The organism is Vibrio sp. KUL80, assembly GCF_059725495.1.
Genome location: NZ_AP045841.1, coordinates 3,125,512 through 3,139,362 on the forward strand (window position 1 = coordinate 3,125,512; position 13,851 = coordinate 3,139,362).

At 49.0% G+C, this 13,851-nt stretch carries 1 protein-coding gene, 8 tRNA genes and 6 rRNA genes; all 15 read right to left on the bottom strand.

The genetic code is table 11. From position 1 onward, the window contains the following. Nucleotides 1-17 precede the first annotated feature (17 nt). Nucleotides 18-93: transfer RNA gene (locus AC6I8U_RS14290), tRNA-Asn, on the bottom strand. Nucleotides 94-112: 19 nt separating this feature from the next. Beyond that, nucleotides 113-188, bottom strand: a tRNA-Thr gene (locus tag AC6I8U_RS14295). A 32-nt stretch (nucleotides 189-220) separates the two neighbouring features. Beyond that, nucleotides 221-296: transfer RNA gene (locus AC6I8U_RS14300), tRNA-Asn, on the bottom strand. Between the two features lie 18 nt (nucleotides 297-314). Continuing rightward, a tRNA-Thr gene (locus AC6I8U_RS14305) sits at nucleotides 315-390 on the bottom strand. A gap of 56 nt (nucleotides 391-446) precedes the next feature. Further along, nucleotides 447-522 (bottom strand) — tRNA-Phe (locus AC6I8U_RS14310). A gap of 231 nt (nucleotides 523-753) precedes the next feature. Continuing rightward, nucleotides 754-2,376, bottom strand: a complete 1,623-nt coding sequence (locus tag AC6I8U_RS14315) for a methyl-accepting chemotaxis protein (protein ID WP_498017217.1) — start codon at nucleotides 2,374-2,376, stop codon at nucleotides 754-756. 436 nt (nucleotides 2,377-2,812) lie between these two features. Then, nucleotides 2,813-2,889 (bottom strand) — tRNA-Asp (locus AC6I8U_RS14320). Nucleotides 2,890-2,929: 40 nt separating this feature from the next. Continuing rightward, nucleotides 2,930-3,045, bottom strand: a 5S ribosomal RNA gene (gene rrf / locus AC6I8U_RS14325). A gap of 126 nt (nucleotides 3,046-3,171) precedes the next feature. After that, a 23S ribosomal RNA gene (locus tag AC6I8U_RS14330) occupies nucleotides 3,172-6,063 on the bottom strand. Between the two features lie 271 nt (nucleotides 6,064-6,334). Continuing rightward, nucleotides 6,335-6,410 (bottom strand) — tRNA-Ala (locus AC6I8U_RS14335). Nucleotides 6,411-6,450: 40 nt separating this feature from the next. Further along, nucleotides 6,451-6,527: transfer RNA gene (locus AC6I8U_RS14340), tRNA-Ile, on the bottom strand. A 67-nt stretch (nucleotides 6,528-6,594) separates the two neighbouring features. Continuing rightward, nucleotides 6,595-8,148, bottom strand: a 16S ribosomal RNA gene (locus AC6I8U_RS14345). A 353-nt stretch (nucleotides 8,149-8,501) separates the two neighbouring features. Continuing rightward, nucleotides 8,502-8,617: ribosomal RNA gene (gene rrf, locus AC6I8U_RS14350) — 5S ribosomal RNA — on the bottom strand. Nucleotides 8,618-8,744: 127 nt separating this feature from the next. After that, nucleotides 8,745-11,634: ribosomal RNA gene (locus AC6I8U_RS14355) — 23S ribosomal RNA — on the bottom strand. Between the two features lie 386 nt (nucleotides 11,635-12,020). Then, nucleotides 12,021-13,588, bottom strand: a 16S ribosomal RNA gene (locus tag AC6I8U_RS14360). Together the 16S, 23S and 5S rRNA genes with 3 tRNA genes alongside form the textbook arrangement of a ribosomal RNA operon. Nucleotides 13,589-13,851 lie beyond the last annotated feature (263 nt).

Here is a 13,851-nt window from a genome sequence, read left to right on the forward strand (position 1 = left end):
ATGCGGCTTTTTTAAAGTGGCTCCCCCTGCGGGACTCGAACCTGCGACATACGGATTAACAGTCCGCCGTTCTACCAACTGAACTAAGGGGGAATTGCTTTTAGCAATAAAGTGGTGCCGACTACCGGAATCGAACTGGTGACCTACTGATTACAAGTCAGTTGCTCTACCTACTGAGCTAAGTCGGCACTTAAAGCAAGCTTTCGCTTACTTTTGAAAGTGGCTCCCCCTGCGGGACTCGAACCTGCGACATACGGATTAACAGTCCGCCGTTCTACCAACTGAACTAAGGGGGAATTACTTTAAGTAATAAATGGTGCCGACTACCGGAATCGAACTGGTGACCTACTGATTACAAGTCAGTTGCTCTACCTACTGAGCTAAGTCGGCGACACTTTATTTGTTATTGCTCGTACTAATTGTCTTAGCACCAACAATCTAAATTGTGGTGCCCGGAGGCGGAATCGAACCACCGACACGAGGATTTTCAATCCTCTGCTCTACCGACTGAGCTATCCGGGCGACGAGGTGTATTAAACGGTTTTTCGGTCTTTAGGTCAACACTAAATTGCAAAAAAAATATCGTTTGTTGCTTTTATATACTCAGCGTTCTATTTTTATTCGTTTGGTGCTCAAAAACAAGCCCTAGCAGTGTGTCAGCCATTTGTAGACCACGTTATTGCTAGGCTCGAGATAGTTCTTAAGCACCAAAAAAGTATCTATTTTAACGCCTACAACTCGCTGTGTTTTGCATTATGCCACCTCAAAACGAGCTACTTTCGAACTTAAGTCTTCAGAAAGCTGGTTCAGAGTTTGTGTTGAACGCTTGGTTTCGTCCACAACACCTCTTAACTCGCTACCACTATGTTCAATCATATTGATACGCTGCGAGATATCATCACTAACCTCAGTCTGCTCTGCCGCAGCTGTCGCTATCTGCAGGCTCTTTTCTGTAATAGCCTCAAGACTCAAAACAACCTCCTGTAACGCTTGTGAAGCTGTTTGTGACTCCGATACGGTTGCTTGGCTTGTCTCTGCACATAGCAAGATGCTTTGAATGGCATTCTGAGAGCCTGATTGCAGGTTTCCAATCATCTCCTGAATCTCTTTCGTACTTTGCTGCGTGCGGCCTGCAAGGTTTCGAACCTCATCGGCAACTACCGCAAATCCTCTTCCCTGTTCTCCTGCGCGTGCTGCCTCTATCGCAGCATTCAGTGCTAGCAAGTTAGTTTGTTCTGCGATATCGCCTATCACATCGAGAACACGCGCAATGTTATGCACGTCGCTATCTAGGTCGGAGACTGCTGCGCTAGCTCCCTCCAACTGCGTAGCCAGGCCTTCGATATTAGAGACGGTTGCAAGAATGAGTTCACTCACCTGTTGGCTCTGCTTATCAGCCTCATCAGTGCTAAGTGCTGCATCTGTTGCCGACTGAGCAACGTGAGAAGCCGAAGACGCCATTTCGGTCATCGCTGTGGCTATCATTTCAGTACTTTGCTGCTGAGACGATGTAAGAGATGCAATTACCGATGAGCGAGAGTCTGCATCGGATAATTGTGTTGTGATCGAAGCCGTTACCTTCTCGATGCTAGAAAGTAATGCAGCTAGCGATAAGTTCATCGTTTGCACCGAATGAAAGATACTGCCTTCTATCGCCCTATGCTCAAAATGAGTCTTTAGCTTACCATCAGCAACATCTCTTACAGCCTTAAGTACATCAGAAGGCTCACCACCAAGAATAGAAGTCATTCGACTCAGAGAAATCAATAGTAGACCAACGATGGCGACTATGATGAGCAAACAAAATGAGAGCTGCCATTTAGCGGTTGACCAAAAACGTTCGTTCACCTCATTAAAACCAATCCCAGTACCTACAACCCAGTTCCAATGTGGCGTTCGCTCAGCAATTGAAAGTTTGTCCTCTACAGAGCCGTCAGGAAGAGCTTGTGACCAATGATATTCAATCAGAGCCCCTGTAGTGTTACCAAGCTTACTTAGGATAATATCCGCAACGCTGCGACCGCCGCTGTCTTTGAAATCGTGGAAGCTAGTACCATGTAGTTGAGGATCCAGTGGTGCAGCAATAAAAGTCATCTGCTCATCGGCAACATACACATACTCATTGTCTTTATACACATTGTTTCTGAGTATACGGGTTGCGATTGCTTTTGCTTCTGACTCAGCGAGTGTGCCGTCCTGAGCAAGCTTTTCTAGCTCAACGATCGTTGAGTAAGTGCTGGTAAAGATCTCAGTTACCCTAGCCTTGTTATCACTATTACTGGCGACACGCAGGGACCAAAGCCCCGAAATAGCAACTGCTACTACGGCTATTAGGATAATTAGCGATAATAAATATGTCTGATTTTTTAACTTCATTTTCTAGCTCAGATACCGTTAACGTACGAAATATTGCATTTTAATGAAGAATACATGACAGCGATATCTTTAAAAGTAGAGCTAACCAAAATTATGACCATGGTTAAATTTGCGAGAAAAATTAAGTTTAAATCTAAAGAATCAATGCAAACGGTCGGGTACTAAATTAGAAATAGAAGTGCGCTAAACAAGTATGAGAGCAACTGGGGCAACTGAATACTAGAGACGGAACACTTTTAATGAAGAACTAAAGAAGGCTTTGAGACAGTTTGGAATCTTACAAACGTAAAAAAGCCTCGTCGTTAGACGAGGCTTCTTAATAAGTGGCGGAATGGCGGGGGGTGCCATCAACCGGGACTCGACTCCCTTGAAAAGGGAGCAACCAAATCTTAGATAATAAAAAACCCGACGCTTTCGCATCGGGTTTTCTAATAAGTGGCGGAGTGGACGGGACTCGAACCCGCGACCCCCGGCGTGACAGGCCGGTATTCTAACCAACTGAACTACCACTCCGCAGTGGCATACTCGCTAATGCAAGTGTCCAAAATTTAAAGCCTGGCGATGTCCTACTCTCACATGGGGAAGCCCCACACTACCATCGGCGCTATTGCGTTTCACTTCTGAGTTCGGCATGGAATCAGGTGGGTCCACAACGCTATGGTCGCCAAGCAAATTCTGCTTTGGTTTTCAGCTTTTCAAAAAAGCTAAAAGCCAAAATATCTGGAAAGCTGTTATGTGTTCTCACACATTCAATTCGTTCTTGCTTTGAGTCCATCAAAACCCTTTGGGTGTTGTATGGTTAAGCCTCACGGGCAATTAGTACAGGTTAGCTCAACGCCTCACAACGCTTACACACCCTGCCTATCAACGTTCTAGTCTCGAACAACCCTTTAGGACGCTTAAAGCGCCAGGGAAGACTCATCTCAGGGCTCGCTTCCCGCTTAGATGCTTTCAGCGGTTATCGATTCCGAACTTAGCTACCGGGCAATGCGTCTGGCGACACAACCCGAACACCAGAGGTTCGTCCACTCCGGTCCTCTCGTACTAGGAGCAGCCCCCTTCAATCTTCCAACGCCCACGGCAGATAGGGACCGAACTGTCTCACGACGTTCTAAACCCAGCTCGCGTACCACTTTAAATGGCGAACAGCCATACCCTTGGGACCGACTTCAGCCCCAGGATGTGATGAGCCGACATCGAGGTGCCAAACACCGCCGTCGATATGAACTCTTGGGCGGTATCAGCCTGTTATCCCCGGAGTACCTTTTTATCCGTTGAGCGATGGCCCTTCCATTCAGAACCACCGGATCACTATGACCTGCTTTCGCACCTGCTCGAATTGTCATTCTCGCAGTCAAGCGGGCTTATGCCATTGCACTAACCTCACGATGTCCAACCGTGATTAGCCCACCTTCGTGCTCCTCCGTTACTCTTTGGGAGGAGACCGCCCCAGTCAAACTACCCACCAGGCACTGTCCGCAGCCCCGATAAGGGGCCAACGTTAGAACATCAACACTACAAGGGTGGTATTTCAAGGACGGCTCCACGAATACTGGCGTACTCGTTTCAAAGCCTCCCACCTATCCTACACATGTAGGGTCAATGTTCAGTGCCAAGCTGTAGTAAAGGTTCACGGGGTCTTTCCGTCTAGCCGCGGGTACACTGCATCTTCACAGCGATTTCAATTTCACTGAGTCTCGGGTGGAGACAGCGTGGCCATCATTACGCCATTCGTGCAGGTCGGAACTTACCCGACAAGGAATTTCGCTACCTTAGGACCGTTATAGTTACGGCCGCCGTTTACCGGGGCTTCGATCAAGAGCTTCGACCGAAGTCTAACCCCATCAATTAACCTTCCGGCACCGGGCAGGCGTCACACCGTATACGTCATCTTACGATTTTGCACAGTGCTGTGTTTTTAATAAACAGTTGCAGCCACCTGGTATCTGCGACTCCCCATAGCTCCATCCGCAAGGGACTTCACCGCGAGGAGCGTACCTTCTCCCGAAGTTACGGTACCATTTTGCCTAGTTCCTTCACCCGAGTTCTCTCAAGCGCCTTGGTATTCTCTACCCGACCACCTGTGTCGGTTTGGGGTACGATTCCTTACAATCTGAAGCTTAGAGGCTTTTCCTGGAAGCATGGCATCAATGACTTCACTACCGTAGTAGCTCGACATCGTGTCTCAGCCTTAAAGAGAGCCGGATTTACCTAACTCTCAAGCCTACGCACTTGAACCTGGACAACCGTCGCCAGGCCCACCTAGCCTTCTCCGTCCCCCCATCGCAATTGTAAGAAGTACGGGAATATTAACCCGTTTCCCATCGACTACGCCTTTCGGCCTCGCCTTAGGGGTCGACTCACCCTGCCCCGATTAACGTTGGACAGGAACCCTTGGTCTTCCGGCGAGGAGGTTTTTCACCCCCTTTATCGTTACTCATGTCAGCATTCGCACTTCTGATACCTCCAGCAAACCTTACAGTTCACCTTCAACGGCTTACAGAACGCTCCCCTACCCAATATACAAAGTATATTGCCGCAGCTTCGGTTTATAGCTTAGCCCCGTTACATCTTCCGCGCAGGCCGACTCGACTAGTGAGCTATTACGCTTTCTTTAAATGATGGCTGCTTCTAAGCCAACATCCTAGCTGTCTAAGCCTTCCCACATCGTTTCCCACTTAGCTATAATTTGGGACCTTAGCTGGCGGTCTGGGTTGTTTCCCTCTCCACGACGGACGTTAGCACTCGCCGTGTGTCTCCCGGATAGTACTTACTGGTATTCGGAGTTTGCAAAGGGTTGGTAAGTCGGGATGACCCCCTAGCCTTAACAGTGCTCTACCCCCCAGTAGTATTCGTCCGAGGCTCTACCTAAATAGATTTCGGGGGAGAACCAGCTATCTCCAGGTTTGATTGGCCTTTCACCCCTAGCCACAAGTCATCCGCTAATTTTTCAACATTAGTCGGTTCGGTCCTCCAGTTGATGTTACTCAACCTTCAACCTGCCCATGGCTAGATCACCTGGTTTCGGGTCTATATCCAGAGACTGAACGCCCAGTTAAGACTCGGTTTCCCTACGGCTCCCCTAAACGGTTAACCTTGCCACTGAATATAAGTCGCTGACCCATTATACAAAAGGTACGCAGTCACACCACGAAGGTGCTCCTACTGCTTGTACGTACACGGTTTCAGGTTCTATTTCACTCCCCTCACAGGGGTTCTTTTCGCCTTTCCCTCACGGTACTGGTTCACTATCGGTCAGTCAGTAGTATTTAGCCTTGGAGGATGGTCCCCCCATATTCAGACAGGATATCACGTGTCCCGCCCTACTCGATTTCACTGATGATGAGATGTCGGTTACGGGGCTATCACCCTGTATCGCGGCACTTTCCAGAGCCTTCACCTGTCTCATTAAAAACTTAAGGGCTAATCCAATTTCGCTCGCCGCTACTTTCGGAATCTCGGTTGATTTCTCTTCCTCGGGGTACTTAGATGTTTCCAGTTCCCCCGGTTCGCCTCGCTGAGCTATGTATTCACTCAGCGATACCTGCTTATGCAGGTGGGTTTCCCCATTCAGGAATCTCAGACTCACAGGTTATTACTACCTAATCTGAGCTTATCGCAAGTTATTACGCCTTTCATCGCCTCTGACTGCCAAGGCATCCACCGTGTACGCTTAGTCACTTAACCATACAACCCCAAAGGGTCTTTGTTACGTAACCAAAGTTGTCTGCAATTTTTATACATGATGCAGACTCGATTTTGCCGGACTCAAATTCCAAGAACACTTGAATGTGTGTTGGTACCTACATCTTTCGATATAGGATTTGAGAACTTTTAATTGAATAACATTAATCAAATGTTATTCGTCAGCTTTCCAAATTGTTAAAGAGCTTGATTCATAAAGAACCATTTTTAAGAACACTTAAGACTTTCTATTAAAAAGAAATGTGCTTAAAGATGGTGGAGCTAAGCAGGATCGAACTGCTGACCTCCTGCGTGCAAGGCAGGCGCTCTCCCAGCTGAGCTATAGCCCCATCAGTGTGATGCTTACCGCCAATCATCTGGGAGGAAGATTGGTGGGTCTGAGTGGACTTGAACCACCGACCTCTCGCTTATCAGGCGAACGCTCTAACCACCTGAGCTACAGACCCAAGCATCGTCTTTAATTCATAAACCGTATCAATCTGTGTGAACACTCATCGCAATAATCTATTCGTATAAGGAGGTGATCCAGCCCCAGGTTCCCCTAGGGCTACCTTGTTACGACTTCACCCCAGTCATGAACCACAAAGTGGTGAGCGTCCTCCCGAAGGTTAAACTACCCACTTCTTTTGCAGCCCACTCCCATGGTGTGACGGGCGGTGTGTACAAGGCCCGGGAACGTATTCACCGTGGCATTCTGATCCACGATTACTAGCGATTCCGACTTCATGGAGTCGAGTTGCAGACTCCAATCCGGACTACGACGCACTTTTTGGGATTCGCTCACTTTCGCAAGTTGGCCGCCCTCTGTATGCGCCATTGTAGCACGTGTGTAGCCCTACTCGTAAGGGCCATGATGACTTGACGTCGTCCCCACCTTCCTCCGGTTTATCACCGGCAGTCTCCCTGGAGTTCCCACCCGAAGTGCTGGCAAACAAGGATAAGGGTTGCGCTCGTTGCGGGACTTAACCCAACATTTCACAACACGAGCTGACGACAGCCATGCAGCACCTGTCTCTCAGTTCCCGAAGGCACAAGACTGTCTCCAGTCTCTTCTGAGGATGTCAAGAGTAGGTAAGGTTCTTCGCGTTGCATCGAATTAAACCACATGCTCCACCGCTTGTGCGGGCCCCCGTCAATTCATTTGAGTTTTAATCTTGCGACCGTACTCCCCAGGCGGTCTACTTAACGCGTTAGCTCCGAAAGCCACGGCTCAAGGCCACAACCTCCAAGTAGACATCGTTTACGGCGTGGACTACCAGGGTATCTAATCCTGTTTGCTCCCCACGCTTTCGCATCTGAGTGTCAGTATCTGTCCAGGGGGCCGCCTTCGCCACCGGTATTCCTTCAGATCTCTACGCATTTCACCGCTACACCTGAAATTCTACCCCCCCTCTACAGTACTCTAGTCAGCCAGTTTCAAATGCAGTTCCGAGGTTGAGCCCCGGGCTTTCACATCTGACTTAACTAACCACCTGCATGCGCTTTACGCCCAGTAATTCCGATTAACGCTCGCACCCTCCGTATTACCGCGGCTGCTGGCACGGAGTTAGCCGGTGCTTCTTCTGCAGCTAACGTCAAACGAGCACGCTATTAACGTACCCGCCTTCCTCACTGCTGAAAGTGCTTTTACAACCCGAAGGCCTTCTTCACACACGCGGCATGGCTGCATCAGGCTTGCGCCCATTGTGCAATATTCCCCACTGCTGCCTCCCGTAGGAGTCTGGACCGTGTCTCAGTTCCAGTGTGGCTGATCATCCTCTCAGACCAGCTAGGGATCGTCGCCTTGGTGAGCCATTACCTCACCAACTAGCTAATCCCACCTGGGCATATCCTGACGCGAGAGGCCCGAAGGTCCCCCTCTTTGAGCCGAAGCTATTATGCGGTATTAGCCATCGTTTCCAATGGTTATCCCCCACATCAGGGCAATTTCCCAGGCATTACTCACCCGTCCGCCGCTCGACGCCGTTAACGTTCCCCGAAGGTTCAGTTAACTCGTTTCCGCTCGACTTGCATGTGTTAGGCCTGCCGCCAGCGTTCAATCTGAGCCATGATCAAACTCTTCAATTTAAGATTTTGTCGGCTCAATGAATACTGAACATTACATAAAGTAATGTTTGAATTGACTGTGCTGAATCTTTCGATTCAATGGTCACTTCGTTTCATTGAAACCTAATTTGATACCGAGGTATCTAATTTGATTATCATCAACGAGTGCCCACACAGATTGATAGGTTTATATTGTTAAAGAGCTTTGCTTTCAGTGCCTTAGCACTTAAGCAGGACGCGTATAATACGCTTTCCACTTTGAAAGTCAACATAAAACTCTAAGAAAATCTCTTAAAACTTTATGGTGACCCGTCTACTTAAAGACAAGTCGAACCTTTTGTCTTCACTTTTCAAAAAAGTGAAAATAAATAGGAGCCTGGCGATGTCCTACTCTCACATGGGGAAGCCCCACACTACCATCGGCGCTATTGCGTTTCACTTCTGAGTTCGGCATGGAGTCAGGTGGGTCCACAACGCTATGGTCGCCAAGCAAATTCTGTTTTGCCTTCAGATTTTCTGAAAATCTGAAAACAATAAATCCGGAAAACTGATTTTAAAAGTCTAAATACACATTCAAAGTTCTTGCTTTGAGTCCATCAAAACCCTTTGGGTGTTGTATGGTTAAGCCTCACGGGCAATTAGTACAGGTTAGCTCAACGCCTCACAACGCTTACACACCCTGCCTATCAACGTTCTAGTCTCGAACAACCCTTTAGGACACTTAAAGTGCCAGGGAAGACTCATCTCAGGGCTCGCTTCCCGCTTAGATGCTTTCAGCGGTTATCGATTCCGAACTTAGCTACCGGGCAATGCGTCTGGCGACACAACCCGAACACCAGAGGTTCGTCCACTCCGGTCCTCTCGTACTAGGAGCAGCCCCCTTCAATCTTCCAACGCCCACGGCAGATAGGGACCGAACTGTCTCACGACGTTCTAAACCCAGCTCGCGTACCACTTTAAATGGCGAACAGCCATACCCTTGGGACCGACTTCAGCCCCAGGATGTGATGAGCCGACATCGAGGTGCCAAACACCGCCGTCGATATGAACTCTTGGGCGGTATCAGCCTGTTATCCCCGGAGTACCTTTTATCCGTTGAGCGATGGCCCTTCCATTCAGAACCACCGGATCACTATGACCTGCTTTCGCACCTGCTCGAATTGTCATTCTCGCAGTCAAGCGGGCTTATGCCATTGCACTAACCTCACGATGTCCAACCGTGATTAGCCCACCTTCGTGCTCCTCCGTTACTCTTTGGGAGGAGACCGCCCCAGTCAAACTACCCACCAGGCACTGTCCGCAGCCCCGATAAGGGGCCAACGTTAGAACATCAACACTACAAGGGTGGTATTTCAAGGACGGCTCCACGAATACTGGCGTACTCGTTTCAAAGCCTCCCACCTATCCTACACATGTAGGGTCAATGTTCAGTGCCAAGCTGTAGTAAAGGTTCACGGGGTCTTTCCGTCTAGCCGCGGGTACACTGCATCTTCACAGCGATTTCAATTTCACTGAGTCTCGGGTGGAGACAGCGTGGCCATCATTACGCCATTCGTGCAGGTCGGAACTTACCCGACAAGGAATTTCGCTACCTTAGGACCGTTATAGTTACGGCCGCCGTTTACCGGGGCTTCGATCAAGAGCTTCGACCGAAGTCTAACCCCATCAATTAACCTTCCGGCACCGGGCAGGCGTCACACCGTATACGTCATCTTACGATTTTGCACAGTGCTGTGTTTTTAATAAACAGTTGCAGCCACCTGGTATCTGCGACTCCCCATAGCTCCATCCGCAAGGGACTTCACCGCGAGGAGCGTACCTTCTCCCGAAGTTACGGTACCATTTTGCCTAGTTCCTTCACCCGAGTTCTCTCAAGCGCCTTGGTATTCTCTACCCGACCACCTGTGTCGGTTTGGGGTACGATTCCTTACAATCTGAAGCTTAGAGGCTTTTCCTGGAAGCATGGCATCAATGACTTCACTACCGTAGTAGCTCGACATCGTGTCTCAGCCTTAAAAAGAGCCGGATTTACCTAACTCTTAAGCCTACGCACTTGAACCTGGACAACCGTCGCCAGGCCCACCTAGCCTTCTCCGTCCCCCCATCGCAATTGTAAGAAGTACGGGAATATTAACCCGTTTCCCATCGACTACGCCTTTCGGCCTCGCCTTAGGGGTCGACTCACCCTGCCCCGATTAACGTTGGACAGGAACCCTTGGTCTTCCGGCGAGGAGGTTTTTCACCCCCTTTATCGTTACTCATGTCAGCATTCGCACTTCTGATACCTCCAGCAGACCTTACAATCCACCTTCAACGGCTTACAGAACGCTCCCCTACCCAATATACAAAAGTATATTGCCGCAGCTTCGGTTTATAGCTTAGCCCCGTTACATCTTCCGCGCAGGCCGACTCGACTAGTGAGCTATTACGCTTTCTTTAAATGATGGCTGCTTCTAAGCCAACATCCTAGCTGTCTAAGCCTTCCCACATCGTTTCCCACTTAGCTATAATTTGGGACCTTAGCTGGCGGTCTGGGTTGTTTCCCTCTCCACGACGGACGTTAGCACCCGCCGTGTGTCTCCCGGATAGTACTTACTGGTATTCGGAGTTTGCAAAGGGTTGGTAAGTCGGGATGACCCCCTAGCCTTAACAGTGCTCTACCCCCAGTAGTATTCGTCCGAGGCTCTACCTAAATAGATTTCGGGGAGAACCAGCTATCTCCAGGTTTGATTGGCCTTTCACCCCTAGCCACAAGTCATCCGCTAATTTTTCAACATTAGTCGGTTCGGTCCTCCAGTTGATGTTACTCAACCTTCAACCTGCCCATGGCTAGATCACCTGGTTTCGGGTCTATATCCAGAGACTGAACGCCCAGTTAAGACTCGGTTTCCCTACGGCTCCCCTAAACGGTTAACCTTGCCACTGAATATAAGTCGCTGACCCATTATACAAAAGGTACGCAGTCACACCACGAAGGTGCTCCTACTGCTTGTACGTACACGGTTTCAGGTTCTATTTCACTCCCCTCACAGGGGTTCTTTTCGCCTTTCCCTCACGGTACTGGTTCACTATCGGTCAGTCAGTAGTATTTAGCCTTGGAGGATGGTCCCCCCATATTCAGACAGGATATCACGTGTCCCGCCCTACTCGATTTCACTGATGATGAGATGTCGGTTACGGGGCTATCACCCTGTATCGCGGCACTTTCCAGAGCCTTCACCTGTCTCATTAAAAGCTTAAGGGCTAATCCAATTTCGCTCGCCGCTACTTTCGGAATCTCGGTTGATTTCTCTTCCTCGGGGTACTTAGATGTTTCAGTTCCCCCGGTTCGCCTCGCTGAGCTATGTATTCACTCAGCGATACCTGCTTATGCAGGTGGGTTTCCCCCATTCAGGAATTCCAGACTCACAGGTTATTACTACCTAATCTGGACTTATCGCAAGTTATTACGCCTTTCATCGCCTCTGACTGCCAAGGCATCCACCGTGTACGCTTAGTCACTTAACCATACAACCCCAAAGAGTTTCAGATGAAATCTTGAGATTGTGCATTTGCTTTCACTTTTGAAAAGTGAAGACAAACTGGTAAACAACCAAAGTTGTCTGCATTTTTATACATGTGCAGACTCGATTTTGCCGGACTCAAATATGAATCACTTTCGTGATTCCCAAGAACACTTGAATGTGTGTTGGTACCTACATCTTTCGATATAGGATTTGAGAACTTTTAATTGAATAACATTAATCAAATGTTATTCGTCAGCTTTCCAAATTGTTAAAGAGCTTAAAGCAAAAAGCTTTAATCAATGACTAAACATTAATTAAAGCTCTTTCGTCTTTATTAATAAAAACCTAATCAATCTGTGTGAACACTCATCGCAATAATCTTTCGTATAAGGAGGTGATCCAGCCCCAGGTTCCCCTAGGGCTACCTTGTTACGACTTCACCCCAGTCATGAACCACAAAGTGGTGAGCGTCCTCCCGAAGGTTAAACTACCCACTTCTTTTGCAGCCCACTCCCATGGTGTGACGGGCGGTGTGTACAAGGCCCGGGAACGTATTCACCGTGGCATTCTGATCCACGATTACTAGCGATTCCGACTTCATGGAGTCGAGTTGCAGACTCCAATCCGGACTACGACGCACTTTTTGGGATTCGCTCACTTTCGCAAGTTGGCCGCCCTCTGTATGCGCCATTGTAGCACGTGTGTAGCCCTACTCGTAAGGGCCATGATGACTTGACGTCGTCCCCACCTTCCTCCGGTTTATCACCGGCAGTCTCCCTGGAGTTCCCACCCGAAGTGCTGGCAAACAAGGATAAGGGTTGCGCTCGTTGCGGGACTTAACCCAACATTTCACAACACGAGCTGACGACAGCCATGCAGCACCTGTCTCAGAGTTCCCGAAGGCACCAAAGCATCTCTGCTAAGTTCTCTGGATGTCAAGAGTAGGTAAGGTTCTTCGCGTTGCATCGAATTAAACCACATGCTCCACCGCTTGTGCGGGCCCCCGTCAATTCATTTGAGTTTTAATCTTGCGACCGTACTCCCCAGGCGGTCTACTTAACGCGTTAGCTCCGAAAGCCACGGCTCAAGGCCACAACCTCCAAGTAGACATCGTTTACGGCGTGGACTACCAGGGTATCTAATCCTGTTTGCTCCCCACGCTTTCGCATCTGAGTGTCAGTATCTGTCCAGGGGGCCGCCTTCGCCACCGGTATTCCTTCAGATCTCTACGCATTTCACCGCTACACCTGAAATTCTACCCCCCTCTACAGTACTCTAGTCAGCCAGTTTCAAATGCAGTTCCGAGGTTGAGCCCCGGGCTTTCACATCTGACTTAACTAACCACCTGCATGCGCTTTACGCCCAGTAATTCCGATTAACGCTCGCACCCTCCGTATTACCGCGGCTGCTGGCACGGAGTTAGCCGGTGCTTCTTCTGCAGCTAACGTCAAACGAGCACGCTATTAACGTACCCGCCTTCCTCACTGCTGAAAGTGCTTTTACAACCCGAAGGCCTTCTTCACACACGCGGCATGGCTGCATCAGGCTTGCGCCCATTGTGCAATATTCCCCACTGCTGCCTCCCGTAGGAGTCTGGACCGTGTCTCAGTTCCAGTGTGGCTGATCATCCTCTCAGACCAGCTAGGGATCGTCGCCTTGGTGAGCCATTACCTCACCAACTAGCTAATCCCACCTGGGCATATCCTGACGCGAGAGGCCTAAAAGGTCCCCCTCTTTGAGACCAATTCCGAAGAACCGGGCTATTATGCGGTATTAGCCATCGTTTCCAATGGTTATCCCCCACATCAGGGCAATTTCCCAGGCATTACTCACCCGTCCGCCGCTCGACGCCGTTAACGTTTCCCGAAGGTTCAGTTAACTCGTTTCCGCTCGACTTGCATGTGTTAGGCCTGCCGCCAGCGTTCAATCTGAGCCATGATCAAACTCTTCAATTTAAGATTTTGTCGGCTCAATGAATACTGAACATTACATAAAGTAATGTTTGAATTGACTGTGCTGAATCTTTCGATTCAATGGTCACTTCGTTTCATTGAAACCTAATTTGATACCGAGGTATCTAATTTGATTATCATCAACGAGTGCCCACACAGATTGATAGGTTTAAATTTTTAAAGAACATTCTCTTCAGAACTCTGCGTTTCGCTTTCCGTTTGAAGAGGCGGCTATTCTAGCGAGATGATTCTCAGTGTCAAACACT